Source organism: Tumebacillus avium, from assembly GCF_002162355.1.
GTDB lineage: Bacteria > Bacillota > Bacilli > Tumebacillales > Tumebacillaceae > Tumebacillus_A > Tumebacillus_A avium.
In genome coordinates this window covers 76,397-101,437 of sequence record NZ_CP021434.1, presented here as the reverse complement: position 1 = coordinate 101,437, position 25,041 = coordinate 76,397, and the positions used below count along the sequence as shown (strand labels likewise).

The 25,041-nt window shown below is 57.2% G+C and carries 25 protein-coding genes and 1 pseudogene; 16 read left to right on the top strand and 10 right to left on the bottom strand.

Going from position 1 to position 25,041, the window contains the following annotated elements; genetic code table 11:
• Window positions 1-278 precede the first annotated feature (278 nt).
• The 6 genes from CBW65_RS00590 (at window position 279) to CBW65_RS00565 (ending at window position 3,939) form a co-directional block, all read left to right on the top strand.
• On the top strand, window positions 279-1,430 hold the full coding sequence (locus CBW65_RS00590; protein ID WP_087455094.1) for a citrate/2-methylcitrate synthase: 1,152 nt from the start codon (window positions 279-281) through the stop codon (window positions 1,428-1,430).
• A gap of 72 nt (window positions 1,431-1,502) precedes the next feature.
• A complete protein-coding gene (locus CBW65_RS00585) occupies window positions 1,503-1,922 on the top strand; it encodes a hypothetical protein (protein WP_087455093.1) in 420 nt (139 codons plus the stop codon).
• A 60-nt stretch (window positions 1,923-1,982) separates the two neighbouring features.
• Complete coding sequence (locus CBW65_RS00580) at window positions 1,983-2,615, top strand: CBS domain-containing protein (protein WP_087455092.1); 633 nt, start codon at window positions 1,983-1,985, stop codon at window positions 2,613-2,615.
• Window positions 2,616-2,729: 114 nt separating this feature from the next.
• Window positions 2,730-3,422: an N-acetylmuramoyl-L-alanine amidase family protein gene (locus CBW65_RS24685; RefSeq protein ID WP_157721682.1), complete on the top strand. Its 693-nt coding sequence runs from the start codon at window positions 2,730-2,732 to the stop codon at window positions 3,420-3,422.
• Entirely contained in the window at window positions 3,419-3,544 is a 126-nt protein-coding gene (locus tag CBW65_RS24680) for an S-layer homology domain-containing protein (protein ID WP_157721681.1), read from the top strand. The genes CBW65_RS24685 and CBW65_RS24680 overlap by 4 nt, the downstream gene beginning before the upstream one ends.
• A gap of 8 nt (window positions 3,545-3,552) precedes the next feature.
• A complete protein-coding gene (locus tag CBW65_RS00565) occupies window positions 3,553-3,939 on the top strand; it encodes a phage holin, LLH family (RefSeq protein WP_087455089.1) in 387 nt (128 codons plus the stop codon).
• Window positions 3,940-3,960: 21 nt separating this feature from the next.
• On the opposite strand, the gene CBW65_RS00560 is transcribed toward CBW65_RS00565, so the two are convergent.
• The 4 genes from CBW65_RS00560 to CBW65_RS00545 form a co-directional block, all read right to left on the bottom strand.
• Entirely contained in the window at window positions 3,961-4,452 is a 492-nt protein-coding gene (locus tag CBW65_RS00560; protein ID WP_087455088.1) for a VanZ family protein, read from the bottom strand.
• Between the two features lie 90 nt (window positions 4,453-4,542).
• Entirely contained in the window at window positions 4,543-4,977 is a 435-nt protein-coding gene (locus tag CBW65_RS00555) for a CBS domain-containing protein (protein WP_087455087.1), read from the bottom strand.
• 75 nt (window positions 4,978-5,052) lie between these two features.
• Entirely contained in the window at window positions 5,053-5,484 is a 432-nt protein-coding gene (locus tag CBW65_RS00550; protein ID WP_087455086.1) for a CBS domain-containing protein, read from the bottom strand.
• Between the two features lie 89 nt (window positions 5,485-5,573).
• Window positions 5,574-5,918, bottom strand: a complete 345-nt coding sequence (locus CBW65_RS00545; RefSeq protein WP_087455085.1) for a DUF4383 domain-containing protein — start codon at window positions 5,916-5,918, stop codon at window positions 5,574-5,576.
• Window positions 5,919-6,079: 161 nt separating this feature from the next.
• Here CBW65_RS00545 and CBW65_RS00540 point away from each other — a divergent pair, with 161 nt between their 5' ends.
• The 4 genes from CBW65_RS00540 to CBW65_RS00525 are packed head-to-tail and all read left to right on the top strand — an operon-like array spanning window position 6,080 to window position 13,702.
• The gene (locus tag CBW65_RS00540) at window positions 6,080-6,490 is read left to right on the top strand and encodes a hypothetical protein (protein WP_087455084.1); all 411 of its coding nucleotides are present in this window, start codon (window positions 6,080-6,082) and stop codon (window positions 6,488-6,490) included.
• An 11-nt stretch (window positions 6,491-6,501) separates the two neighbouring features.
• On the top strand, window positions 6,502-9,288 hold the full coding sequence (locus tag CBW65_RS00535; RefSeq protein WP_198299717.1) for a 1,4-alpha-glucan branching protein domain-containing protein: 2,787 nt from the start codon (window positions 6,502-6,504) through the stop codon (window positions 9,286-9,288).
• Window positions 9,285-11,714, top strand: a complete 2,430-nt coding sequence (locus tag CBW65_RS00530; RefSeq protein ID WP_087455082.1) for a sugar phosphate nucleotidyltransferase — start codon at window positions 9,285-9,287, stop codon at window positions 11,712-11,714. Before CBW65_RS00535 ends, CBW65_RS00530 begins: the two co-directional genes overlap by 4 nt.
• Window positions 11,714-13,702 carry a glycoside hydrolase family 15 protein gene (locus tag CBW65_RS00525; RefSeq protein WP_087455081.1) on the top strand — a complete coding sequence of 663 codons (1,989 nt, stop codon included), beginning with the start codon at window positions 11,714-11,716 and terminating at the stop codon, window positions 13,700-13,702. Before CBW65_RS00530 ends, CBW65_RS00525 begins: the two co-directional genes overlap by 1 nt.
• A 62-nt stretch (window positions 13,703-13,764) precedes the next feature.
• Here the strand turns inward: CBW65_RS00525 and CBW65_RS00520 are convergent, their stop codons facing one another.
• From CBW65_RS00520 to CBW65_RS00510, 3 genes are all read right to left on the bottom strand, one after another.
• A complete protein-coding gene (locus CBW65_RS00520; RefSeq protein WP_087455080.1) occupies window positions 13,765-15,828 on the bottom strand; it encodes an S-layer homology domain-containing protein in 2,064 nt (687 codons plus the stop codon).
• A 98-nt stretch (window positions 15,829-15,926) separates the two neighbouring features.
• Window positions 15,927-17,213, bottom strand: coding sequence for a helix-turn-helix domain-containing protein (locus tag CBW65_RS00515; protein WP_198299716.1), 1,287 nt, complete (start codon window positions 17,211-17,213; stop codon window positions 15,927-15,929).
• 207 nt (window positions 17,214-17,420) lie between these two features.
• On the bottom strand, window positions 17,421-18,770 hold the full coding sequence (locus CBW65_RS00510) for a PIG-L deacetylase family protein (protein WP_157721680.1): 1,350 nt from the start codon (window positions 18,768-18,770) through the stop codon (window positions 17,421-17,423).
• Between the two features lie 115 nt (window positions 18,771-18,885).
• Between CBW65_RS00510 and CBW65_RS00505 the strand changes: the two genes are divergently transcribed.
• Window positions 18,886-19,167 (top strand): DUF3905 domain-containing protein, encoded by a 282-nt coding sequence (locus CBW65_RS00505; RefSeq protein WP_087455077.1) that lies wholly within the window; start codon window positions 18,886-18,888, stop codon window positions 19,165-19,167.
• Window positions 19,168-19,261: 94 nt separating this feature from the next.
• Here CBW65_RS00505 and CBW65_RS00500 read toward each other — a convergent pair.
• Both CBW65_RS00500 and CBW65_RS24675 read right to left on the bottom strand, forming a co-directional pair.
• Window positions 19,262-19,675 (bottom strand): annotated as a pseudogene (locus CBW65_RS00500) (M23 family metallopeptidase); the annotation flags it as partial.
• Between the two features lie 275 nt (window positions 19,676-19,950).
• Window positions 19,951-20,289 (bottom strand): hypothetical protein, encoded by a 339-nt coding sequence (locus tag CBW65_RS24675; protein ID WP_232463411.1) that lies wholly within the window; start codon window positions 20,287-20,289, stop codon window positions 19,951-19,953.
• A 259-nt stretch (window positions 20,290-20,548) separates the two neighbouring features.
• On the opposite strand from CBW65_RS24675, the gene CBW65_RS00495 reads away from it, so the two are divergent.
• The 5 genes from CBW65_RS00495 (at window position 20,549) to CBW65_RS00475 (ending at window position 24,237) form a co-directional block, all read left to right on the top strand.
• On the top strand, window positions 20,549-21,172 hold the full coding sequence (locus tag CBW65_RS00495) for a DUF47 domain-containing protein (protein WP_157721679.1): 624 nt from the start codon (window positions 20,549-20,551) through the stop codon (window positions 21,170-21,172).
• A complete protein-coding gene (locus CBW65_RS00490; protein WP_087455075.1) occupies window positions 21,165-22,169 on the top strand; it encodes an inorganic phosphate transporter in 1,005 nt (334 codons plus the stop codon). Before CBW65_RS00495 ends, CBW65_RS00490 begins: the two co-directional genes overlap by 8 nt.
• 133 nt (window positions 22,170-22,302) lie before the next feature.
• Window positions 22,303-23,526 carry a hypothetical protein gene (locus CBW65_RS00485; protein ID WP_157721678.1) on the top strand — a complete coding sequence of 408 codons (1,224 nt, stop codon included), beginning with the start codon at window positions 22,303-22,305 and terminating at the stop codon, window positions 23,524-23,526.
• A 98-nt stretch (window positions 23,527-23,624) separates the two neighbouring features.
• Window positions 23,625-23,924: a hypothetical protein gene (locus CBW65_RS00480; RefSeq protein WP_087455073.1), complete on the top strand. Its 300-nt coding sequence runs from the start codon at window positions 23,625-23,627 to the stop codon at window positions 23,922-23,924.
• Between the two features lie 46 nt (window positions 23,925-23,970).
• On the top strand, window positions 23,971-24,237 hold the full coding sequence (locus CBW65_RS00475; RefSeq protein WP_087455072.1) for a DUF2621 family protein: 267 nt from the start codon (window positions 23,971-23,973) through the stop codon (window positions 24,235-24,237).
• A 58-nt stretch (window positions 24,238-24,295) separates the two neighbouring features.
• Here the strand turns inward: CBW65_RS00475 and CBW65_RS00470 are convergent, their stop codons facing one another.
• Entirely contained in the window at window positions 24,296-24,931 is a 636-nt protein-coding gene (locus CBW65_RS00470; RefSeq protein ID WP_087455071.1) for a hypothetical protein, read from the bottom strand.
• Between the last annotated feature and the right edge of the window lie 110 nt (window positions 24,932-25,041).

Below are 25,041 nucleotides of genomic sequence, written 5' to 3'. Positions count from 1 at the left end.
AAACTTATCCACATTTTCCATAGAGGAGCCAAAAGGCACCAAAAAAAATTTTTATTCGACAAATATCCCCCGGTGCGCAGGGAACCCTAAAGATGGCTAAATCCAAGGAAGTAAACGCTTTCGCAAGGTTACGGGCTTTCGCAGTCCGAGAAATGAATGAAAGCCCATTCACAAAGTTCGACCAACGAGACCAAGTCCTGTATAATAAGTAACATCGGATTATTCTGGGTATGGATTGACTATATGGAAACAGTGTATTTTTCAGGAGGTGTTCGTCAATGTCTGAAGCAAAAGCGAAAGCTGGTTTGCAAGACGTTGTTGCAGGTGATTCTTCCATCTGCCTCGTAGACGGGAAACAAGGCCGTCTCGTCTATCAAGGATATGATATTAACGATCTGGCAGGGAAAGCTTCTTTTGAAGAAGTGGTCTACCTGCTGTGGTACGGCAAGCTTCCGAATGTGAGCGAACTGGCAGCTCTCGATGCAGAGCTGAAGAAAAACCGTGAGATCCCGTCCGATGTGCTGGAACTGGTAAAAGCGTTGAGCGCCTCGGCTGCGAACCCGACCGGCATGGAGATCCTGCGCACAGCAGCCTCTTACCTCGGTGCGGTTGATCCGGATAAGTCGATGGACCATGAAACGCACATCAAGCAGGCGACCAAGCTCGTGTCGATGCTCGCATCGATCACAGCAGCGGTGGGCCGCTTCAAGCAAGGCAAAGAATATGTGGCTCCGCGGGGCGACCTCGGCCATGCAGCGAACTTCCTGTATATGCTGACCGGACAAGAGGCGGATGAGCTGTCGGTTGAGGCGTTTGATGTCGCGCTCATCCTGCACGCTGACCACGAGTTTAACGCTTCCACCTTTACCGCACGCTGCACCGTGGCGACTCTGTCCGACATGTACTCCGGCGTCACCTCGGCGATCGGCGCGCTGAAAGGCCCGCTGCACGGCGGCGCGAACGAAGACGTGCTTCGCATGCTGATGGAGATCAACTCCGTGGAAAATGCAGCTGTGGAAGTTCAGAACAAGCTCGACAACGGCGTGAAAGTTCCGGGCTTTGGCCATCGCGTCTACCGCTCTTACGACCCGCGCGGTCTGGTGCTGAAGCGTTACGCGAAGCAGCTGACCGAGAAAGTCGGCGAAACCAAGTGGTACGAAATGACCGAGATCACCGAAGGCGTCGTGCTCGAACACTTCGCGAAGAAGGGCAAAGACCTGAAGTACAACGTCGACCTGTACTCCGGCTCCCTGTACAACGCGATGGGCATTCCGGTGGAACTGTTCACCCCGCTGTTCGTCATCTCCCGCGTATCCGGGTGGACGGCGCACATCCTCGAACAGTATGCAAACAACCGCATCATCCGTCCGGTTGCCGACTATGTCGGTCCGGTGGATCAAACCTTCGTTCCGATCGAAGAGCGCAAATAAACCGGCCGCACAAAAGGCTCCTCGCGAAGCGGGGAGCTTTTTCTTTACCCGGCAGAGAGGCTGAGCACACTGATGACGCAAAACATTTTTGAGAAACTGCAAAACAACCCGGATTTCGCCTTGTTCTTTTTAGGTTACTATACGCTGTTGCCTCTGCTGGCACAGATTCTGATCGTCCTTTTGTTCCGCAAAAAAGTCTCGATGCAGCGCTGGCTGTTTGCCGTCCCCGTCTTTCTGATCGGACAGGCCTACCTCTCCAACCTGATGCTTGGGCTGATGATGGTCGACCAAAACGGGGAATATGTGGCGCGCGGGGCCACGGAAGCGCTGAGCCTGACTTTGTTCTCCGTCTCCTTCATCGCGATGGTGCTGACGGCGATCATGCTGCGGATTTTTTATAAGCTGGAAGGCAAGGAGTATCTGCGTGGTCTGCTCGCCTATTTGCTGGCGCTGGCGGTGCTGGCAGCAGCTTTAATTATTTTCCAGATGTAAGAGGAAAGTTTGCAGGACCGCCGAATAGATAAAGAAGAGAGAAGAAAGGGGATGTCATGGGTGATTGTACAACAGCTGAAAGTAGAAGCACATAAAGTCGTAACCATCGAACCAACTGCGAATCTGAAAGAGCTCCTCGCGGCGCTTGATTCCTGCGGGTTCCAACATATTCCGGTCGTAGCGGACGGAGCGTTTTACGGTATGGTCGGCTACGCTGACGTGCACAAGGCATATTTTGAAAGCGGCAATGCCGACCAGGAGCAGTTCCTGAATGCGATGAAGGTCGAAGCGATCACAGTCAACAAGAACGCGACGATCCACGAGGAAGGCAGCATCGAAGACATCTTGAAAGCGATCGACCGCGTGCCGTTTATCGCCGTTTTGTCTGAGGAAGGCACCTTTACGGGCATCGTGACACACAGCGCCAACTTCGAAATGCTGCGCGATGCGCTGGGCATGCACAAGCCGGGCATTCGCATGACCGTCTCCATGCCGGAGATGCAAGGCTCCCTGCTCAAGTTTGCCGATGTTGTGCGCAAGTACTCGAACATCTTTGGTCTGCTCGTGCTTGATGACGATGCGGACTTCGGTTACCGCCGCGTATCCTTTAAGGTCGCGCCGGATGCTGATGTCGATGCGATCACGGAAGACCTGCGCCAGATCGGCGTGCGCGTGTTCCACGTCACCCGATAACGATTGAGAACTTCGAAGCGCCCACATACTAACCGTATGTGGGCGCTTTTTTCACACTTGGGCGGAAGTAAACATATGATGATATCGAAATTGTCCTAGAAAGGAGTGAGGGCAGTGCCGTTAGTTGTAATCGATCCAGGGCATGGAGGAAGAGATCCGGGAGCTGTTGCCAATGGATTTCAGGAGAAGAATCTCGTGTTGCAGACCTCGCTCTTGCTTCGCGATGCCCTGCAGCGCTGCGGCTTTCGCGTAATCATGACGCGGACCACCGACACGCTGCCTGACCCTAATGGGACGATCGGCCAGGACCTGGCCTACCGTGCCCGCCTCGCCAATGACGCAAAGGCAGACTTGTTTATCTCCTGGCACACCGACGCGGCGAGTACGGCTGCAGTAAACGGCGTGGCGATTTGGATTCATCCTTCCACTCGCGAGGGGCGCACCCAGCAATGGGCTTCACGGATCGTCAACGCGATCGCCGCCGCTACGGGGCAGAACAACCGCGGCGTGTATTATGGAGATTTCCAAGTCCTGCGCGACACGGCGATGGATGCGGTGCTGGTCGAATCGGGTTTTATCACCAATGCGGCTGAAGCAAGCCGGATGGCGACCCGTGACTATCAAATCGCCGCAGCAGAAGGAGCGGCAAGGGGGTATGCGCTATTTTTGACCTGCCATATAACGCACCGGCCCGCCCGACCCCGCAGCCGGGGACGCCTGCGACGCCAACGCCGGCCACACCGACGAATCCGGCGCCCAGTCAGGAAGTCCTGCCGGCCTGGGCGGAAGAGTCGATCCGCCAAGTGATCGAATGGGGCGTGATGACCGGGTATGAAGACGGGACCTGGCGCCCGAATCAAGCGGTGACACGGGCGGAGATGGCTTCGGTGCTCGTGCGCTTTTACAACTTTATCCGAAGCGGGAGGTAGATGCCACCATGACGGAACAGATCCTCGGGATGCTGCAAGACGGCGCGTCCATCGTGCTGCAAATTGCTGTCCTCGCCGGTCTGCTCCTGCTTCGAAATTTCAAACAACGCATGCAGAACTACTATGATGCCCAGACTACCTTACAGAATCGACAACTGTTGGCACAACTCGGGCGGGAAGCATTTTCCTATGCGGAGACCGTATATACAACGGAAGACGGACCGGCCAAGATGAACGAAGCGGTCAAATACCTGATCGACAAATGCGAGACGTGCGGAATGAAAGACGTTCCGATGAAAGACATGCGTGCGGTGATCGAATCGGCCTGGCTGGACGACCGCCGCGGCACCGGCTCGCAAGACCGCGCCCGGCTGATCACCGGCGAAGAGCGGTAAGAATCAAAAAACTCTCTCAGCTTATCTTGAGAGAGTTTTTTGTCTGCTCACCAGCACAAACAGCACGAGCAGCAGCACGCCGAAACTGTCCACAAACACGTCGATGCCGTGCCCGGTGCGGCCCGGCACAAACGCCTGGTGCCACTCGTCGGACGCTGCGTACAGAATCGACAAGAGCGCCGTCACGGTCAGCGCTATGCTCCGCCGCACCCGCGTGGCGGCAAATGTGCGCCAGACGAGGAAGGCGAGCAGGAAATATTCGGTCACATGCGCGGCTTTGCGAATGAAGAATTCGAGCATCGAGTACGGGTCTTGATACGAAACAAGCCCGCCGTCATAGTGAAATTCGATGTTCGGAAGCAGCATCAAAAGCGTCGGCTCGGCGATCCACTGCCGGAGCAGGGGACGCAGGTCCTGTTCACCGTAGGACTGTCCCGATTTGTAAAAGATGAGCAGCATCCAGGCGAGGCAAAGCATTAGCCAGATCCCAAATCGTCTGCGGTCTGCAATCATGGGGCCGTCCCTCCTTTAGGGTACAGTGTACCCAAGGACAAGCAAATGGACAAGACCCGCGAAGGGTCTTGTCCATTTTTTCTGAAAAGATTAGTGCATTTCCGGGCGAGCCGGTTCGGAGATTTCGCTCAGCGCGTAGCCGGCCGATTCGTCAGCTGCGCGTTCTACAGCCAGGTCGCCGATCGCCACGATGCCGACCAGACGGCCATCTTCCACGACCGGCAGACGGCGGACTTGGTTGTCGGCCATCATTTGCGCCGCTTCGGTCGCCGATTGGTCCGGAGTGCAGGACACGATGTTTTCGCTCATGCACTCGTCAACGCGGGTGGAGTTGACGTCCATGCCTTTGGCAACCGCACGGATGACGATGTCGCGGTCGGTGATGCAGCCTTCGAGGTAGCCGCCGTCACGAACGATCGGCACGATGCCGACGTCCAGATCGGACATGATTTGCGCAACTTGCTGCAGGGAGTCCTGCGGCGAGCAGGATTCAACTTCAGAGGTCATGAGTTCACGGATTTGCATCGAATCGCCCTCCTCATGATTTGGGATTTAGGTGCAACCAAACTTAGTATGCCGAAAACGCCCGGGTCTATGCGGTTACAGCTGCGGGCGGGCCGGGGTGGAGATATCGTGCAGGGCAAAAGCGGCTTCGTTTTCGTGAATGTCGACCACCGACAAGTCGCCGATCGAGATGATGCCAACCATGTGGCCTTCCTCGACGACCGGCAGACGGCGAATCTGGTGTTCGGCCATCAGCTTGGCCGCTTCTTCGGCCGATTCGGACGGATTGATCGAAACGAGTTTCGGGCTCATGTAATCGTTGATCTTGGCTTTTGTGATGTCCGCACCTTTGCTGACGGCGCGCACGACAATGTCGCGGTCGGTGATGATGCCGCGCAGTTTGTCCCCTTCTTCGGCGACCGGAATCACGCCGACATTCAGGTCAAGCATCAGTTTCGCCGCATCCTGCAGCGTGTGCTTCGCCTTCAGGGTGATCACTTCATTGGTCATGAGATCACGGACCTTCATGCAAACGCCTCCTGTCTCGTGGTGTGGAAACGCAAAAAGACTGCCGGGGATCAACCCGACAGCCCTTAGTATGCGTTGCCTGCCTGCCGCTATTCGCCGGCGGTTTCCTTCTCGCCAAGCACGGCATACAGACCCCAGGCACCGAGGATGATGTGCACCAGGTTTTCGGTCACTTCCAGATGCATGCCGAGGAAGTCAGCGAGGAAGAAGCCAACGACGCCCAGCAGCAAGTAGATCACACCAAACACTTGCGCATACAGCCGCGACCAGTTCGCATTTTGCCCGGCTGCGATCCCGATCACCCCGAGGACCAGATGGACAATGTTGTGGGTCGTATCAAACTGGATGAGTCCGAGGAGGTCAGTAATGAAGAACCCGAGGATCCCGATGAGCAGGAAAATCCAACCGGCCGCACGAGCATACACCTTCGCCATTCTTGATCGTCCTCCTTGCAAGATGAATTGCGCAATTTCGTTTGCGCTTACTTCACCTTATGGAGCCAATGTTGGCAATATGACGTTCTTTTTGCAGGTTCCCACTCATAAAAAATTAGAGATTCATTGTCCAATCGCCAAAACAAAGGAGTGGATTTTGTTTGCAGCAGGGAGGGTATCACCTGCCTGCGCGTTACCGGGACGATCGGCTGTACGCGCTGGCGCTCGACAAAAATCGCATCTGGGTGCATTGGGCGGAAGGAGCTGCCCTGCAGACGATCGCGGCCCGCATGTTCCCGGACGGATGGGACACGGCGCCGCGCCGGCTGCGGATCCACAGCGGGACGGACACAGCGCGCCTGTTGGACTGCCCTGCTGAATACGGCGCTTCTTTTGTAGAAGGGCTGCTTTCGGGCGCAGAAGTTCGAGTGGAGTATGGGATGGAGATGAAGGGCGAGTTTTGGCCTCTTTATGAGACGAGTGTGAGAACGCCGGGAACGGGAGCTTCCGTTTCCGCGCGCAGGGAGCGTCCCGACAGCATCAGCTCCTATTCGATCTATCGTGTGACGTGAGGAGGATGGGGATGAAAAAAGGCTATTTGGCGATGATCTTGCATGCCCATCTGCCGTACGTGCGCCATGAGGAGCGTGCGCATGCGCTGGAAGAGCGATGGCTATATGAAGCGTTGTCCGAAACGTACTTGCCGATGCTTGCCGTCTTTGAACGGCTGCGGGAGCGCAAAGCCCCTTTTGCATTTGCGCTGACGATGTCGCCGACCTTGCTGACGCTGCTCACCGATGAGGAGATGGCAGCAAGGTATGTCAAACATATGAAGAAAACGATCGAACTGACACAAAAAGAGCTGGTGCGCACCGTGCACGAACCAGAGCTGCAGAATCTGGCGCGCATGTATTACGCCAGATACCGCGGGCTGCTCGACCAGTTCGAAGGCGCAGGACGAAACATCGTGGCCCGCCTGGCCGATCTGGAAGCGAGCGGACATCTGGAGCTGATGACCTGCGGCGCGACGCACGGCTTCCTGCCGGTGATCGGACGCGAGGAGCTGCGCCGGGCGCAGGTGGCGGTCGCCTGTGAGACGCATGAGCAGATCGTCGGACGCCGACCGCGCGGCATCTGGCTGCCGGAGTGCGGCTACCTGCCCGGCATCGAAAAGGTGCTGGCCGATGAGGGACTCTCCTATTTCCTCGTCGACTCGCACGCGTTTGGCGAGCGGAGCGTCTACCGGCCGCTGCTGGCGGCCGGGGCGGATGTGTACGCGCTGGGGCGCGACCCGGAGTCGACGCGGCAGGTGTGGAGCTCGTTCACCGGCTATCCGGGCGATCCCGACTATCGCGAGTATTATCGCGACATTGGCTTTGATTTGGACTTGTCTTACATCCGCGACTACATTCATCCGGACGGCATCCGCGTCAACACGGGGATCAAATACCACCGCGTCACAGGGCGGGGCGAAGCGAAAGAACTGTACAACCCGGCATGGGCTGCAAAAAAGTGCAATGAACATGCCGCGCATTTTACAGCTTCCCGGCTGCAGCGGCTTCACTCCCTCGATTGGACAGCAACGGACGGACAGCCGCCGCTGATCACCGCCCCTTATGATGCCGAACTGTTTGGACACTGGTGGTATGAAGGTCCGCAGTGGCTGGAGCAGGTGGCGCTGCAACTGGCCGGCACCGAGCTTGGCATGACCACGCCCAGCGCTTATTTGGCGCAGTTTCCGCAAGCGGAGCGGGCGGAGCTGTCGATGTCATCGTGGGGGCGCGGCGGGTATGCGGACGTCTGGCTGAACGAGACGAACGACTGGATTTACCCGCACCTGCACCGTCTGGAAGAGCGCCTGGTCGAACTGGTGCAGAAAGCGGAGCGGACCGATCTCCTCGCCGACCTCCTGACCGAGCGGGCGCTGCGGCAGTTGGCCCGGGAAACGCTGCTCGCTGAAGCGAGCGACTGGGCGTTTATGATCACGATGGGCACGACGGTCGAGTACGGCGTGCGCCGCACGACCGAGCATTTGGCGCGGGCCGAACGGCTCGCCGATCTGATCGAAGCGGGCATGGTGACCGAAAGTCTGCTGGCCGAAATGGAGGCGGCGACCCCGATTTTCCCGGAGCTGAACTTAGACCATTTTGGCCGTGGGGAAAAAGCGGACCGGGTGCCGAAGCGCCGCGTTTTGATGCTGTCGTGGGAGTTCCCGCCGCGCACCGTCGGCGGGCTGGCACGTCATGTGTATGATCTGTCGCGGGCGATGGCCGAGCAGGGCATCGAAGTGCATGTCGTCACCTGCCACGGGGACGGGACGCCAGAATACGGCGTGGTCGAGGGTGTGCATGTGCACCGGGTGGATGCGCCCGATTATGAACACGACGATTTTGTGCAGTGGGCAGCTTTGCTGAATATCCGGCTGGGCGCGATGGGCAGCCGGGTCTTGGGCGCGTACGGGCCGTTTGATCTGGTGCACGCCCATGACTGGCTGGCGGCGGAGTGTGCGCATCTGCTGTCCGAAGTGTCCGGCTTGCCGCTGGTGACGACGATTCACGCCACCGAGCACGGGCGCAACCATGGGATTCACAGCGAACTGCAATACCGGATCTATGAGATCGAACAAAAGCTGGCCCGGGAATCGGCCGAAGTGATCGTCTGCTCGAACTACATGCAGGCCGAGCTGCGCGAAGTCTATGGCATCACAGACAGCAAATTGCATGTGCTGCCCAACGGCGTCGACCTGACCGAACTGTCGCGCGGTCTCGATCTGTCCGGGCAAGTGAAAAACGGCACAGCTAAAACGGTGTTCTACGTGGGCCGCCTGGTCCCGGAAAAAGGCGTGCAGGTGCTGTTGGCCAGCGCTCCTGCCGTGCTGCAGCAGCATCCCGACACCCGGTTTGTCATCGCGGGCAAAGGCCCGATGCTGACCCAGTTGCAGGAGCAGGCCCGGTTCTTAGGCATCGCGGGACATGTGGACTTTCTTGGATTTGTGACCGATGAGGAGCGCAACCGCCTGATGCGTGACGCAGATGTTGCCGTATTTCCGAGCCTCTATGAGCCGTTTGGCATCGTGGCTTTGGAAGCGATGGGCGTGGGCACGCCGACACTCGTAGCGCGAACGGGGGGCTTGGCGGAGATCGTGGAGCACGGGCGGGACGGCTGGCTGGTCGAGCCGGGCGATCCGGGGAGTTTGTGCGAGACGCTCCTGCAACTGTTTGCCGATCCGGAGGGCACAAGGGAGACGGCAGCGCGGGGCATGCAAAAAGCGATCGACTCCTACAGCTGGCCGGCCATCGCGCGGGGGACGCTCCTCGTCTATGAGCAGGCGTTGCAAAAGAAGGAGCAGGAAGTGGGGGAACAGAGATGAAAGCTGTCATTCTCGCAGGCGGCAAAGGCAGCAGGCTCAGGCCATTGACCTGCAACAAGCCCAAGCCGATGGTGCCGCTGCTCGGCCAGCCCTGCATGGCCTACACGATCGACCTGTTGCGCAGAACGGGCGTCGGGAACATCGCGGTGACGCTGCAATACATGCCGGACGTGATCCGCGGCTATTTTGGCGACGGGGCGGAGCACGGCGTGCAGATGGCCTACTATGAGGAGACCACGCCGCTTGGCACGGCCGGCTCGGTGAAAAATGCCCAGGAGTTCCTCGACGAGACGTTTATCGTCATCTCGGGCGATGCGCTGACCGATTTCAACCTTTTAGAAGCCGTGCGCGCCCATCGGGAAAAAGGCGCCATGGCGACGATCATTTTGACCCGCGTTGAGACGCCGCTGGAGTTTGGCGTGGCGATCACCGAAGGAGACGGTCGGATCACCCGCTTCCTCGAAAAGCCGTCATGGGGCGAAGTGTTTTCCGATACGGTCAACACCGGCATTTATATTTTTGAAAAAGAAGTTTTGGACTTTATCCCCCCGGATCAGGAGTTTGATTTCTCCAAAGACCTGTTTCCAAAGCTCATGCAGAATGGGCATGACTTGTATGGCTATGTGGCCGAAGGGTACTGGTCGGACATCGGGAACCTGGCGCAATATCGCCAGACCCAGTTTGACATGCTGGACGGGAAAGTGAATTGCGGGATCCAAGGCTTCCGCGTCGCGCCGAAGATCTGGATGGGGCATAACGCGCAGGTCGCGGAAGGCGTGACGCTGGAGCCGCCGTGCTACATCGGGCGGGACACGGTGATCGAAGCAGGTTCGCACATCGGGCCATACACAGTGCTTGGCGTGGGCAATGTGGTCAAAGCGGGCGCGTCGCTGAAGCGCTCTGTGATCTGGAACCGCAGCTACATCGGCGACGGGGTGGAGCTGCGCGGAGCCACGCTCTGCTCACAGATCAATCTGCAAAGCCATGTCGCCTGCTTTGAAGGTTCGGTGATCGGCGACTCCTGCTCGCTTGGCGCCAAATCGGTCGTCAAGCCGCAGGTGAAGTTGTGGCCGGGCAAACGGGTGCAGGAAGGCTCGGTGGCGCACACCTCGCTGATCTGGGGCGAGAAATTGGAGCGCAGCCTGTTTGGCCTGCACGGCGTGCAAGGCATCGGCAATGTCGACATGACGCCCGACTTCGCGGGTCGTCTGGCCGCAGCGTTTGGCGCAGCGCTGCCGTTTGGAGCCAGCGTCGCCGTCTCCTGTGACAACGATCGGTTCTCCAGTCTGATCAAACGGGCGCTCGCTGCCGGGCTGCATTCGGCCGGCGTGAACACGATCGACTGCGGCGTGGCGACAACGCCGATGATGCGCTATGCGGTGCGTTCAGTGGAAGCGGAGGCCGGCATCCACGTCAGACGCACCGGCAGCCTGTCGGACGACCGCGTGAGCATCGAATGTATCGATCACAGCGGGATCAACATCGCCAAAGGGCTGGAGCGCAAGATTGAAAACGCCTACTGGCAGGAAGATTTTCGCCGCGCCAACCTCTCCCAGATCGGGCGCACCACGGTGTTCGCCGGGCTGCAGGAGTCGTATGTCGCCGATCTGCTCAAGGAGGTTAACGTCGACAGCGTCAAGCGCGAGCGGTTTCGCGTGGCGATGCAGTATGATCAGATGCCGTGGGGCAGTTTCGTCCCGGAACTGATGGAGCGGCTCGGCTGCAAAGTGTCGGTGATCGACGCCAAGGAAGCGTCGCATGGCGAACTGCAGAATCTCGTCTCGACCGGCATCTTCCACTTAGGGGTGCGCATCGATGACAACGGGGAGGAGATCGCCTTGATCACCGACCGGAGCCAAGTGATCGAACAAGACCGTCTGCTCGCTTTGCAGACGCTGATCCAGCTGATCTCCGGCAGTGACCAAGTCGCTGTGCCCGTCACGGCGCCAAGCATCGTCGAGACGTTGGCCGCCAAGTTTGGCGCGCAGGTGCTGCGGACGAAAGCCAACCCGCGCTCGCTGATGGAGCCATTGCAACACGAGCCGTTCCCGATGCTGTTCGACGCGATGTACACGCTGGTCAAAGTGCTCGACACGCTGGCGATGAGCAAGCTGGCCTTGTCCGAACTGGTGGAGTCGATTCCGCACTTCCATCTGCTGCGTCGTGACGTGCCGTGCCCGTGGGAAGACAAAGGGCGGGTGATGCGCCTGCTGATCGAAGAGATGAAAGACGAGACGGTGGAGATGGTCGACGGGATCAAAGTGTTCAAAGAGGGCGGCTGGACGTTGATCCTGCCCGACTCCGATGAGCCGCTGTTCCAAGTGTTTGCCCAAGGCGTGACCGAACAGCGTGCAGAAGAGCTGGCCGGGGTGTACGCCAAGAAGATTCGCGACTTCCAACAGACTAGTGTAAGGGGGCGGGGATAATGCCGCGCTCGCTGGTGATCGGCAACGGGCATCTGTTTATCGGCTTTGACGCGAAAACGAACATGCGGGATCTCTATTATCCGTATGTCGGGCAGCTCAACCATATCGGAGGCAACCGCAACTCGCTTGGCGTCTATGTGGACGGCACGTTTAGCTGGTGTGACGAGTCGGACTGGATCGTCGAGAACTCCTACCGCACCGGCACGCTGGTGACCGACGTGCTGGCCAGAAACGACCGTCTGGGGCTGGAGCTGTACATCGAGGACGCCGTGCATTTTCGGGAAAATGCCTATTTGAAAAAAGTCCGCGTGAAAAACACCCGCGATGCTGAGCGCGAGATTCGCCTGTTTTTCACGCATGACTTCTGCATCGACGAAACGGAAATCGGCGACACGGCGGTGTATGACCCGGTGCAAAACACCGTCTATCACTACAAGCGCAGCCGCTACCTGCTGATCAACGGCTTCACGCATCTGGGCGGCCTGTTCGAATATTCGACCGGCATCAAGCGGTTCCATTCGCTGCAAGGGACGTGGAAGGACGCGGAGGACGGGACGCTGGAAGGCAACCCGATCGCCCAAGGGTCGGTCGACAGCACGGTGTCGTTCAAGATGTTTGTGCCGGGCGGCGGGGAAGAGACTTTGTATTACTGGGTCTGTGTCGGGCGCACGTTCCCGGAGGTCAAGGAGATGAACCGCTGGGTGCTGTTGCGCACGCCGGAGCAGCTTTTTACGGAAATTGATGCGTATTGGCGGGAATGGCTGCGGCAGTCGGAGCAGGAGTTTGGCGATCTGGGGCAGGATGTGATCGACGAATATCTGTTGTCGCTGATGCTGGTGCAGACGCTGACCGATGCGAACGGCGCGATCATCGCCGCCAACGACACCGACATTTTGCAGTACAACCGCGATCATTACTCCTACATGTGGCCGCGCGACGGGGCGCTGATCGCCCATGCGATGAGCGAGGCGGGCTATGAGCGCATCGCCAACCGCTTCTTCCGCTTCTGCGAGGATTCGCTGACGGCGGGCGGCTTTCTGCTGCACAAATACAACCCGGACGGCTCGGTCGGATCGTCGTGGCATCCTTATCTGCAGGGCAAAGACCCGTCGCTGCCGATCCAGGAGGATGAGACGGGGCTGGTGATCTGGGCGTTGTGGGAGCATTACCAGCGCTATGGCGATGTGGAATTTGCCCAGTCGCTGTACACGACGCTGATCGCCCCGGCCGGGGAGTTTATGGCTGAGTATGTCTATGAGCATCTCGGGCTGCCGATCGAAAGCTATGACCTGTGGGAAGAGCGGCGCGGGATCTTTACGTTCACCGTGTCGACGGTGATCGCAGGGCTGCGGGCGGTGCGCAATTTTGCGCAGGTGTTCGGCGATGCCAAGCGGGCGCAAAAGATGCAGAGCACAGCGGAGCAACTGCTCGAAGGCATGGACAAATACCTCTACGACCCGACGGTCGGACGCTTCTTGCGCGGGGTGTATCTCGGGGCGGACGGGGAGATCGTCAAAGACAAGACGCTGGAGTCGAGTCTGTACGGCCTGTTTCATTTTGACATCCTCTCGCCGGACGATCCGCGCCTGCAGGCGACGATGGAACGGGTCTGGGATGGCCTGCGCGTGAAGACGGACATCGGCGGGATTGCCCGCTACACGGACGACTACTATTTTAAAAAGTCGGAGGAGATCGAAAAGGTGCCGGGCAACCCGTGGATCATCTGCACGCTGTGGCAGGCGGCGTGGGAGATCGAGCGGGCGGAGACGGTGGAGGAGCTGCAAAAGGCGAAGGAGCTGTTCGACTGGGTGCTTCGCCACCGCATGGACAGCGGCGTGCTGCCGGAGCAACTGCATCCGTACCATGGAACTCCGCTGTCGGTGGCGCCGCTGACCTGGTCGCACGCGACGTTTGTGCAAGAGGTGGTGCGCTACGGGCGGCGCTACAAGGAGCTGTACAACAAGGCGCTGCATCAGTTGCAGGAGTAACAAAAAACGTGCCATCCCCGGGCGGGGCGGCACGTTTTTATGTTGCTGCTGGAAGCGGTGCTCTAGTGCTTAAAGCGGTAGAGCATGCTGACCGCTTCGGCGAGGGTCAGGTCGCCTTGCGGGAGGAACTTGTTCTCGTCATCGCCTTGCATCCAGCCCTGCTTGTAGTTCAGCGCCACCGCGCCGTACGACCACCAGGAGATGTTTTGGGCATCCACATAAGGAAGTGGGTCCTTTTGGTGCGGTTTCGGGTCAAGCCCGGCCGCTTTGGCCATCAGGATCGCCATCTCTTCGCGGGTGATGAGATCGTCCGGGCGGAAGTTCTTGTCCTTCGCGATCCAGCCGAGCTTGGCGGCTGCGCTGATCGCGTAGAAGGACGGATGGTCGGGCGTGACGTCCTGGTAGTAGATGGTCTGATCGGTCGGCGGATTGTGCTGCAGATGTCCGATCATCAGTTCGATCAGGTAGCTTCGCGTGATCGGCTCGTCCGGCAGTGCATTCATGTCGTCGGTGTGCAGCAACTGTTTGTCGGAGAACAGGGTCAATGCTTCTTCCGCCCAATGCCCATGGATGTCATACGGCATCGGAACGCCGTTGGGACTGATCATGCCCTTCACTTGGCCAGTTCTGGCATCGATGGCCACTTCGCTTGGGTAGAGCTGCTGGAATCGGTAGTAAAGGCCTGGCGTGCTCTTCAGCAGCCCGTCTTCCGTCTGTTCGAAACCGTAGTAGAGTTGTAGCGGCAGTTTGGCAAACATTTCCTTCGCTTGTTCCGGCGTGAGCTCCGCTTTCGGATCAGGGAAGGCATCTGCTTCGGAGAAGCTGCGATAGACTTCCAGCACGCTGCCGTCTGCCGGATTCAGCCGCAGGTCGAGATAATCGCCCGAAGCCAAAAGTCCGTTGACGAGGAAATTGAACGTAAACAGAGTGGACTCGGAGTCGACCGGAGGCTCCATCGCCAGCGCCCCGGTACGGTGCGGGAACAGCGTTTTCGCTTTTTCCAGTGCGATCTGCTGCAAACGAGCCATATCGGGCGCCTGATCGAATTCAGGCTCCGCTTCGTCATCGGAGAAGAACTCGATCAACTCCCCTGTGTTCGCGTCCAGCCGTACCGTGTACGTGATGACCGGGTCGCCGGCCGTTTCGAAGGTTAAATACCATTCGCCGTCTTCATATTCCTCGTACTCATTTTCCACATATTCAGCGCCTTCAGGCAGCAGACCGAGGGTTTGTGCCAGCGTCTGAGCCTGCACTTTTGTCAGCGGAGCAGACAGTTTTGGCGGCGTTTTCGGGCCGTTTTTGACCAGCGGTTCGGTCGACGGCACTTTCGGCGGATTGAGATAAGAGGTCTGTATGGTCGACATGGCTCCCGTTATCGCGTTAAGCGCTTCGCCGTATGGAAAATACGGCTTGTAGACGAGTTCGGGGGCATCGCTGTACAGGTGTTCGTATTGCAACTCAATGTCGATGTTATTGACAAAGGTCTGCCGCGCTTTTTCTGGGGCAAGCACGCCCTCTGGGGACGGGAACTGGAGAGACGGCTCCCATTGCATGATAAACGAGTTGATCTTGCCGTCCCAGCCTACCGTCACATACAGTCCCTGCTGACTGACCGGAATGCCGTTGACCATCCGGTAATAGGAAAAGCTGTGCTCCAGCCCCCCCGCCATGTCCTGTGCTTGCAGCTTGGCTTGGCGGAATTCTTCCGGCGCATGCTGTTGTAAAAACTTGACGGCCGCAGTTTCTGCTTCGGCGGGCGAGAGATACTGCTGATGCTCGTCCGGTTCTTCCAACTGCCCGTTGTCAAAATAAAGCAGACGTCCGGACACGGCATCGATGACCACAGCGATCACATCTTCTGATTGTTCAAAGACGAGTAACCACAGCTTGGTGTCCGGCAACCCAATGAAATGCGGCTCCTCAAAATATTCGGCATTTTCGAGCTTGTACTTGTTCTCAGGAATCGTCAGCAGTTCGCGCGCTTTTTGCACGGCAGCCGCCTCGCTGAGCGTCGCTGGCTGGACTGCGCTGGCAGCCGATGCGGTCTGCGGTTGCAGCGGCATCGTGCCGGCCAGGAGCAGGCAGGCTGCGGTGAGCAGAGTCATGCTTTTCCCGTTACGTGGCATGTTGATATCTCCTTTATAAAAAGAAAAAATTGGGCTGTTCTAATTAGATAGAAACAAGCCCAATTTATCACAAAATTTCAGTATTTGGCAATTGTTGTTTAAAGAATGATGCCGCGCTCTTTCAAGTTTTCGTTAAGCGCATCTTTCATGTTCAACAGCGACTCGTTGGCTTTGGCGAAGTTCCCGTCCAACTGGTAGAAGTCGGCGAGCAGGGAATAGGTCTCAGCAAGCTCGCTGAGCAGGCGATGCTCCTTGAAGATGTTGATCGAGCGCACCATCGTCGCGGTCGCGCGGTCGCGATGGCCAAGCTTGTCCTCGGCGATCGCCAGCGTGCGCAGGATCGGCGCCGCTTCCAGCGAGGTGGCGGGGATCGTCGCCAGCGCTTTTTGGCAGGTCAGTTTGCAGTCGTCGAAGCGCTGCTCTTTCACATAAAGCCGGGCGATTTCGCCATAGACAGAGCCGGCATCAAGCGTGTAGTTGTGCTTCTCATACTCCTCGATGCAAGCCAAGAACAGCTCATGGGCGGCTTCAAACTGGCCTTCTTCGCTTTTCAAAATGCCGTAGTTTTTCTTCACATCGATCGCAAGCTTGATATTTTTAAGTGATTCGAAAATGGCGATCGCATACTGCGAATACTCGGATGCTTTTTCAAATTCTTTCATGCGCTTATACGAAAGGCCGAGGCCGATATAGGTGAAGCCGATCTGTTCAAAATGGCTGCTTTTCGCCAAGAACTTATAGGCGGTCTCATAATAGTTGAGCGCTTCCTGAAACTCTCCCAGCTGATAGTGAATCGTCCCCAAATTGGTCAAGATCTGCGACTGCAAAAACGGCTCCGGCTGCAGGAGCAGCTCAAACTGCTCATACGCTTTGCGCCAGTGGTAGATCGCCAGATGATACTTCTGGCGGCGCTGTTCAATCACCCCAAGTTTGTTCAGCGCCTGCAAGGATGCAGTTGGATTTTCTTTGGTCTTGGCGATCTCCAGCACCTTCTCGAACTGTTCCACGGCCTCGTCATAGCGGCCGAGATGCAGGTAGCATTCCCCGAGGTCTGACATCACTTCGGCGATGTTCAGGCTCTGTGAAGGCTTCTGCAGCAAGGACTCGAGGAGACCGTATGCACGTTCATAGTTAGCGGAAGACAACAAGGCTTTGGCCACCTTGTGCGCGCTGGTCTGCTCCAACTGCGTCTGGATGTCGGTCAGAAAAAATTCGAGCGGCGTCTCCAGCTTTTCTGCGATCGCTTCCAGTACTTTGTATGACGGATTCGCTTTATCAGACTCGATCTGGGAGATCATGCTGGGTGTGACGAGCCCCGAACCGAGATCACTTTGCGTCAGTCCTTTCACTATGCGAAGTTCGCGAATTTTCTGCCCTAAAGACATGAAAAATACCCCCATCTATGGTGTTATCTACACACATTTTACACCTTTAGGGAAGGCGAATAAAGAGGAAAGTAAACTTTATATCAATTTTTCTTATAATATAAGCGAATTGTTTCTGAGTATAAGTAATGGTTGTGGGGGTTAGTAGTTACTGGGATTTTATGTAAAAATAAAACCCGACGGAGATCGGGTTTGCGAGAGAAAAGCTTATAAATAAAGGCGTCGCCATGCTGTGCGGTCGACAGAGGTCCCCTGTTTGACTTCCGTTTCGAGCATCAGACAACCCATGTTGCGGAATGTTGACATGGGCAGCGTGAGCAGGAAACGCTCTCCTTGCAACTGCCAGAAAAGAGGATGCTGAACCCGACTGTTTAACTCGGGATAGGAGGTGATATTTAACTTGCGTTGATGAACCTTAACTTCCAGTTGCGACGTTTCGCCGCCTTGGGCCTGTGGCATGCGCAGGCGAACGGTGACGCGGTGTTCGGAGCTGACCGGGCGGGCCAGGTCGAGACACAGGCGAAGCTGCTCTCCACGGCGGGAGACGGTCAGTTTGCGGATGTCGACCGCAGCGTCACCGCTCTGGTCGCCTGCCGGATCAAGCAGTTCGGAGGCGGGGCCGCCGTTCTGGAGCAGCGGGATGCTCGACTTGCCGATCAAGTCGTTTTGGCGCACGAAGGACGTGAGCAAGTCTTTCATCACCTGAATCTGTGACTGATGGGCGAGGATGGCAGAACGCTTTTGTTGAACCTCGTGTCCGCCGAGCGGCACCGAACGCCAGCGGATGCCGATGTCCTCGAGCCCCTTCGGCTGCTGCAGGGGATGCGCGGGACGGTAGCTTTGCGGCTTTGGAAACTGTGGATAATGGATCAGGTAGGTCGATTCGACCGGGGTCAAGGGCAGTCCGGCCAGCGCGTATTGCGTAAAGGCGGACGAAGCCCAGTGGTCGCCATGCACATCGTGCGGGTCGGGATACAGCACATGTGTCGGGCGATACGCAGTCAAAATGCGGCGCAGGTCGTCTGTCACCGCCTGCCCGCAGTACGGGCTGCCATGGCGAAAGGCGCGGCGGTACGGCACATGGTTGAAGCCGTTGAGCCCGGTGTACGGCGCCTGCCTGCTCCAATGCCCGCTCCACAGGTGCCGCAGCCCGGCGTCCGGATAGCCGAGAAACAGGATGTCTTGTTCCTGCAAGCCGAGCTGTTTGGCTGCGGTCACTTCCTCCTGCTGGCGGAGCAGCCCCAGCCGGTACAGGTCGGACGCTTCTGCTTTGGGCAGATGAAACTGCTCCGAAGCGGCGCGGCGGAATCCGTCCCCGTTGGTCATCACCGCCACGCGCACCGAACCGCCTTCCTGCAGCGTTTTGTGAATCAGCGCCGCACCGGCCAGCGATTCGTCGTCAGGGTGCGGCGCGATGACGAGCAGGCGCTTTTCAGCCGGGTGCGGACGGGCGGCGGAGGGCAGGTCTTTGGCTTGTCCCGGGATGCACAGAAGCAAAAGGGAGCCCGTCAAGACAAGCAGCTGTGCCAGGCCCCGCTTGGTTTGCCCGTTGCTCACTTGAAATTCCCCCTTGGTCAGTGCGATGAGTAGTTTCAGTGTTTGAGCCCGGCTCGCTTCTTATACAGAGTAGACCGCTTGGAGTTGGGGACACTAAGCGTGGAGGTGAGTACACATGGAAAAGGAATTCGAAGTGAGTCCGCGACAGGACGAACTGACCAATCGCGGCGCCATCGATGACGATCACAAAAACGCTCCATGGAGAAACACCCCGCTCGACAATTGGAGCAAAGATGTGGACCCCTACATCATGTCGGGGGACAAGTACGTCGACAACGATCACGACCTTGGCAGCACGCGCCGCGAGAACCTCGAGCTGATGAACGGCACAGCGAGCCCGGTGATGGCTCCTTTTATGCATCCGACACACGATACGTCGATGCGCAATGACGGCTAGCGTTTGCAACGGCAGACCTCTCTCTTCGGAGAGAGGTCTTTTTTGCGCACAGAAAAAAACAGCCACCGTGTTTGTCTGGGGTGGCTGCTCAGCTTTAGCGTCTTTTCTTCTTCATCTCGCGCTCCCATTTGCGCAGATGCGGGGTCGGGTCGAACGCCCACTCGCGGGTGCCGGTGTCGCGGTACATCCCGTAGTGCAGATGCGGCGGGAATTTGCCCGATGTGCCGGGACGGCCGTAGCCGCTGGAGCCGACATAGCCGATCACCTGGCCCGGTTTGACGATCGAACCGCGCTTGACGTCCTTTTCAAACCCGGCGAGATGCGCGTAGTAATGGTAGACGTTGTTCAAATCCCGGATGCCGATGCGCCAGCCGCCAAAGCGGTTCCAGCCGATCACTTCCACCACGCCGTGCGCGGTGGACAGCACCGGGGTGCCATGTCCGGCAAAGATGTCGCATCCTTCATGCATCCGCCGGCCGCCCCAGCCGCGCGGGTCGCCCCAGGTGGAGCGGTAGGAATAGTTGAAGCGTTTCGGAATCGGGAAAGAGTTGCCTTTGATCTCGGTGGTGCCTGCCTCGCGGAAGATGCGGGCGAATCCGGAGATCCGGTCGACGACCATGCCGTCCTGATAATAGTCCCAGATCTTGCGGCGGATCGCGTCCTCATTTGTCCCTTCCGCGCTCAGCCATTTGGCCATTGTAAACAAAGCGTCTTCCGGGTTGGTGCGGTCGGCGACTTTGTCTTTGTTGCCGTCCAGACCCATCCCGCCGAAAATTTTGATCGTCACGGGGTTGTTGTCTTCTCCTTTCGGATTGACCGGCCCGCTCCATTTCTCGGGGGAAACTCGATTTGAATTCCCGATTTGTTCGGGTTGTCTTTGTTTTTCTTCCAATGAATCCCCATCTCGTACTGGTTGACCGCCGCCAGGTAGTACCACGGCACTTTGGTCACCTTCTCCACGCGCTGGAGCACGGGCAGTTCTGCTTGGTATTGTCCGGCTGTCGCGACTTCCAGCGTTTGTTCGATGGGCGTTTGCTCCTCTGCTGCGCCCGCTCCCGGAACGGGGAGCAGAGCCAGGGTCAGCAGCAAGCCTGCGAACAATCGGGTTCGCTGTTTCATCATGTGTGCTCACCTCGAAATCTAGTGTCTCCGGGAATGCACAGAGCCACTACAGGGAACTCTTTCCGAGACGGCATTCGCTTTTCGTCGAAACGGTGACGGGAATGTTAAGATTGTGTAAAAGTAGCGTTTTTGCTCTATTGTCGTCTTGTCAAAGTTGGAGGACAGGATGATAATGAGAAAGGTTTTACGAATCTATTACATAATCTATGTCTATTTTGCAAAAACTAACTTGACCTTTTTACAAGGAGGCATCTTTGGTATGCTGAATTTTGGGCCGAAAAATGATGTATTTTTCGATCTGCTGGAACAGGAAGCAAACAACCTGTACAGCGGCGCGAAGGCTTTCCTCGAACTGATGGAAAACTATACCGATGTGGAAAAGAAGTTTGACGCCATTCAAGAGATCGAGCACAAAGGCGACGCGATCACGCGTCAGATCATGGAGAAGCTGAACTCTTCCTTCATCACACCGATCGAGCGCGACGACATTTCTGCGCTGGCCTTTACGATCGACGAAGTGCTCGACATCATCACCGGCGTGGCAGACCGCTGTGTTCTGTACCGCATCGGATCGGTAACGCCGGAAATGCTCGCGCTGTCCAAAGCGATGGAAGGTGCAGCCGCAGTGATCGTCAAGCTGCTTCACGCGCTGCGTGAACTGAAATATGAGCGCATCAAAGAACTGACCAAGAGCATGAAGCAGTGGGAACTGGAATCCGACCAGATCTACCGCCGCGCGGTGGCAAAACTGCTCAACGATGAAAATGTGAACCCGATCCACGTGATCAAATGGAAAGAAATCTACGAGAAGCTGGAAGACGGCGTAGACTTCTGCGAAGACGTGTCCAACCTGGTGGAAGGGGTCGTCCTGAAAAATGCCTGATGGTGGATTGATTCTGATCATCACGGTCGTCATCCTGGCTTTGGCGTTCGACTACATCAACGGTTTCCACGATACCGCAAACGCGATCGCCACCTCGATTTCGACCAAAGCGTTGTCGCCGCGCGTGGCGATCGTTCTGGCAGCGTCGATGAACCTGCTTGGCGCTTTGACTTTCACCGGCGTCGCGAAGACGATCGGGAAAGGGATCGCCGACCCGTTTGTCCTCTCCAACGGGATGTGGATCGTCGTAGCAGCGATGTTGGCTGCGATCATTTGGAACCTGATCACGTGGTGGTATGGGATCCCGTCTTCGTCCTCCCACGCGTTGATCGGTTCGCTCGTCGGTGCGGTCATCGCATCGGCTGGCTTCTCGGCGGTGAACTATAGTGGTTTTGTCAACATTCTCAAGTCGCTGATCTTCTCGCCGATCATCGCGCTGGTGCTCGGTTTTGCGATCATGCTGTCCCTGTTGTGGCTCTTCCGTAACTTCGCTCCGGCGAAGATGACGCGCAATTTCAAGACCTTCCAAATTTTCTCCGCGGCGTTCCAGGCGTTTATGCACGGCACGAACGACGCGCAAAAAGCGATGGGGGTCATCACGTTTGCGCTGATCGCCGGCGGTTTCCAAGAAACGACCGACATCCCGCTGTGGGTTAAGATCTCCGCAGCGCTGGCGATGGCGGCCGGTACGGCAACGGGCGGCTGGCGGATCATCCGCACCGTCGGACGCGGCATCATCAAGATCCAGCCGGTCAACGGCTTTGCGGCCGACTTTACTTCCTCGATCGTCATCCTGGTGGCGACTTTGTACAAGCTGCCGGTGTCTACGACCCACGTCATCTCTTCGGCGATCATGGGTGTCGGTGCCGCGAAAGGCTTCAATAAGGTCAAATGGGACGTGGCGGGCAAGATCGTCACGACGTGGATCATCACCTTGCCGATCACGGCGGTGCTGGCTGCGGTTCTGTACTGGCTGTTAGGATTACTCTTCTTCTAAAAATGAGCACCCCGGAATCTTTCCGGGGTGTTTTTTATTTGGTTGTGAATACGAATAGACCGGCTGTACATACTGAGGGATGGGAGCAACGAGTTTTACATATTTGGATCAACAGACATGGAGGGAAATCAACGTGAATATGAACCAACAGTTTGGCGCTCAACTGGATCGCATCCAGCAAAACACAATCAACCCGAATCAGCAAAATATGGGCATGAACATGATGGGCGGCTATGGCGGTGGTCAACAGCGCTTTAACCAAGGTTTCCAAAACCAGAACCAAGGGTTTGGCGGTCTGCAGCAAGGCGTGAACCAAGCTCATTTGAACCAGATCCATCAAAACTCGATCTTTAACGGCAATTCCCAACCGGACAACTTCCAAGCGCAGCGCATTCAGCAAGCGACGATCAACGGCGAAGAGTCCAACCCGCTGGGCATGGGCATGATGATGGGCAGCTTTGGCGGCCAGCAGCGCTTTAACCAAGGTTTCCAAAACCAAGGTTTCCAAAACCAAAACCAAGGGTTTGGCGGTATGCAGCAAGGCGTGAACCAAGCTCAGTTGAACCAGGTCCATCAAAACTCGATCTTTAACGGCAATTCCCAACCGGACAACTTCCAAGTGCAGCGCATTCAGCAAGCAACGATCAACGGCGAAGAGTCCAACCCGCTGGGCATGGGCATGATGATGGGCGGTTTTGGCGGCCAGCAGTCCTTTAACCAAGGCTACCAAAATCAAGCCCTGCAAAACCAAGGCTTTGGCGCTCAGCAAGGTGTAAGCCAGGCGCAACTGAACCAAATTCACCAAAACTCGCTCTTTAACGGCCAGTCTGAGCCGAGCAGCACCTTCCCGCAAGAAGCGCAGCGCATCCACCAAAACTCCATCTTCGGCGGCGGTTCCCAATCTTCCGCTTCCCAAGGTTTTGGCATGCAAAACCAAGGCTACGGCGCACAGCAGTCGTTTAACCAAGGTGTAAGCAATGCGCAAATCGACCGCATCCATCAGAACTCCTTGTTTAACGGCCAATCCCAGCCGAGCAACAACTTCCAGCAACAGACCCAGCGCATCCATCAGAACTCGCTGTTCAATGGCGGTTCCGGCGGTTCCCAAGGCTTCGGCGGCGGCATGATGGGCATGGGCGGCCAAGGCTTCAACCAACAGCAACAGCAACAAAACCAAGGCTTTCCGAACCAAAACGCGTTCCAGCAAGTGATGAACGCAGACGCAGGCATCCAGGACAACGAAGGTCCGAACAGCTACCCGGCTTCGATGTTCCGCGGCAACCAGTTCGACACCGTCAACCAGTCGGTGATGAACCAAATGACCAACATGGGTGGACAATTCGGCCGTCAGTTCTAATTGCGCTGGAACAGAAAGGCACGTCATCAGACGTGCCTTTTTTGTGTTCTTGACGCGACTTTTCCGCAGGAGTACGATGAAAGGAAGGGGGGAGACTCATGAACGAAACGCTTGTGCATGTGGACGGCGTCTTGGCGAGCGACCCGATGCCGTACCAGAGCGTCGAAGAAGATGCTGAAGTTTACTTGGTTAAGCTGGTTCTGCATGCTCCGCTCCAGGCGGGCGATCTGGAACTGACCGAGCTGTTTTTGAACCTGGGTCAGAGCGACCATGGCTTAAAAAGCGGGGACCCTGTGACGGCGACCGGCACGGTGGCCGAGCGCAGCATGATCACCCGTTCCGGAAAAATTCGCCGTGGCGGCGTCTATCAGCTCCTCGTGCAGGATGTACAGCGGTAAGTTGTGGTACACTAAAAAGGAATCAATTTTGTAGGAGGAATTCCTTTTGAATTACACAGACCAGTCGAAACAACTGCTTGACGAACTTTTGAGCCCGATCCCGTTTTTTGCCCGTCCGATGGCAAAGAAGATGATCGAGAAGCAAATCTTTGCGGAAGCACAGCAAGCCGGCCATGATACGGTCTCGGAAGAGGACGTTCTGCGTGGATACATCATCGCGGGCGCAAAGAAAGAAGCGGATCGCGACCGCATGAAGCAATTTTTGACCGATAAAGGCTACGATCTCTCGAAATATCAGGATCTGCTGGCGTAAGTCTGCAGACAGCAAAGAGCGCCTGTTCCCTTGTGGGACAGGCGCTCTTTTTGTACGGTCATCGCGTGTCGATCTCCCAGTACGGTGTTCCGTTGGTGGAATAGCCGCGGACTTGGACAAATCGCGTGTCAAACGCTTTGCGCACCGCGATAAAGCCGCGGTTGTGCGAGACATCGATCCGGTCGACGTGCCCGTCGCGGTACGCGATCTCCACATATTCGATAAACGGGTTGTAGACGCGCCCCGCCAGCACGCCGTACGGAGCGTTGATCCCGTTGTTCGGCGGGATGGCGCGCACGACGATCAGATCTTTGGCCGGGTCGGTGACTGCCAACGGCCAGCGCGCCTGATAGATCGCCACCGAGCCGTCCGCCCGGCGCCCGGCAAAGGCCAGCCCGTCATTGCGCGGCAGGGAGTAGAGCACATACGTGCCGGCCGGCGTATTTTTTGTTTCCAAGACGCGAAATTGCCGGCGCGTGTCGGCCGGCAAGTCCATCTGCCGGAACAATTCATGTTCAAACGCCGGCAAGTCGGTGGAGGCCAGCGCCTTGGTTGCAGCGGTGTTGTGCTGATTCGCCCCTTGAATCCCGGCTTGCTGTGCCTGCTCAGCGTCGCTTTGTCCGCAGCCGGAAAGCAACGCGGATGCGGCAAACAGGGCGGAACAGGTCAAGAGTGCCATCCGTGAAACTGCCATCGAATTTCCTCCTTAAGGAACAATAGCCAATGCTTTATGGCTAGTGTACCCAAGCGGCGCATATTCACTCCTATGTTTGCCAGTACTCTTGTCAACCACTTAAGACATTA

What these genes read in the sequence shown, in the direction of transcription:
- CBW65_RS24675 (WP_232463411.1), bottom strand. Translation starts at nt 20,289, where the DNA reads ATGATGAAACAGCGAACCCGATTGTTCGCAGGCTTGCTGCTGACCCTG.
- CBW65_RS00590 (WP_087455094.1), top strand. Translation starts at nt 279, where the DNA reads ATGTCTGAAGCAAAAGCGAAAGCTGGTTTGCAAGACGTTGTTGCAGGT.
- CBW65_RS00480 (WP_087455073.1), top strand. Translation starts at nt 23,625, where the DNA reads ATGAACGAAACGCTTGTGCATGTGGACGGCGTCTTGGCGAGCGACCCG.
- CBW65_RS00495 (WP_157721679.1), top strand. Translation starts at nt 20,549, where the DNA reads ATGCTGAATTTTGGGCCGAAAAATGATGTATTTTTCGATCTGCTGGAA.
- CBW65_RS00515 (WP_198299716.1), bottom strand. Translation starts at nt 17,213, where the DNA reads ATGTCTTTAGGGCAGAAAATTCGCGAACTTCGCATAGTGAAAGGACTG.
- CBW65_RS00525 (WP_087455081.1), top strand. Translation starts at nt 11,714, where the DNA reads ATGCCGCGCTCGCTGGTGATCGGCAACGGGCATCTGTTTATCGGCTTT.
- CBW65_RS00550 (WP_087455086.1), bottom strand. Translation starts at nt 5,484, where the DNA reads ATGAAGGTCCGTGATCTCATGACCAATGAAGTGATCACCCTGAAGGCG.
- CBW65_RS00545 (WP_087455085.1), bottom strand. Translation starts at nt 5,918, where the DNA reads ATGGCGAAGGTGTATGCTCGTGCGGCCGGTTGGATTTTCCTGCTCATC.
- CBW65_RS00470 (WP_087455071.1), bottom strand. Translation starts at nt 24,931, where the DNA reads ATGGCAGTTTCACGGATGGCACTCTTGACCTGTTCCGCCCTGTTTGCC.
- CBW65_RS00490 (WP_087455075.1), top strand. Translation starts at nt 21,165, where the DNA reads ATGCCTGATGGTGGATTGATTCTGATCATCACGGTCGTCATCCTGGCT.
- CBW65_RS00505 (WP_087455077.1), top strand. Translation starts at nt 18,886, where the DNA reads ATGGAAAAGGAATTCGAAGTGAGTCCGCGACAGGACGAACTGACCAAT.
- CBW65_RS00560 (WP_087455088.1), bottom strand. Translation starts at nt 4,452, where the DNA reads ATGATTGCAGACCGCAGACGATTTGGGATCTGGCTAATGCTTTGCCTC.
- CBW65_RS00530 (WP_087455082.1), top strand. Translation starts at nt 9,285, where the DNA reads ATGAAAGCTGTCATTCTCGCAGGCGGCAAAGGCAGCAGGCTCAGGCCA.
- CBW65_RS00520 (WP_087455080.1), bottom strand. Translation starts at nt 15,828, where the DNA reads ATGCCACGTAACGGGAAAAGCATGACTCTGCTCACCGCAGCCTGCCTG.
- CBW65_RS00555 (WP_087455087.1), bottom strand. Translation starts at nt 4,977, where the DNA reads ATGCAAATCCGTGAACTCATGACCTCTGAAGTTGAATCCTGCTCGCCG.
- CBW65_RS00565 (WP_087455089.1), top strand. Translation starts at nt 3,553, where the DNA reads ATGACGGAACAGATCCTCGGGATGCTGCAAGACGGCGCGTCCATCGTG.
- CBW65_RS00585 (WP_087455093.1), top strand. Translation starts at nt 1,503, where the DNA reads ATGACGCAAAACATTTTTGAGAAACTGCAAAACAACCCGGATTTCGCC.
- CBW65_RS00535 (WP_198299717.1), top strand. Translation starts at nt 6,502, where the DNA reads ATGAAAAAAGGCTATTTGGCGATGATCTTGCATGCCCATCTGCCGTAC.